The sequence below is a fragment of the Chitinimonas violaceus genome (assembly GCF_052601015.1).
On record NZ_JBQXDJ010000242.1, the window covers coordinates 1 to 399 of the forward strand.

At 60.4% G+C, this 399-nt stretch carries 1 protein-coding gene; it reads right to left on the bottom strand.

Going from position 1 to position 399, the window contains the following annotated elements; all coding sequences use genetic code 11:
* Positions 1-25: 25 nt before the first annotated feature.
* Positions 26-399, bottom strand: a 374-nt coding sequence (locus ACUHMQ_RS21130; protein WP_445297404.1) for a beta-barrel domain-containing protein, incomplete at its 5' end; no start/stop codon positions are given.

Consider the following 399-nt stretch of genomic DNA (forward strand, 5'->3'; position numbering starts at 1 on the left):
AGGCGCGACGGCAGCCTCTATTCACTTAACGTTCTTTGATGGCTTCGCTGAACACTTCTTTGATGGGCGACAGCAGGTAGTCGATGACACGACGACTGTCCGTCTTGATTTCCGCAGTGACCGCCATACCGGCTTGCAAGGGCAGCGCAACGCCGGTCTGGCTTACCGCAGGCTTGGCTAACCGGATACGGGCTGCGTAGATGGGGCCGCGCTTTTCGTCGGGGATGGCGTCGTGCGACAGGTGCTCGACACGGCCGCTGAGCGTGCCGTACTTGCTGTACGGGTAGCTGTCGACTTTGAGTGTGACCGCCTGGCCCGCACGGACGAAACCGATATCCTGGTTCAGCACCTGGGCGTCGACCACCAGGGTGTCGTTGTCCGGGGCAATCACCATCAATT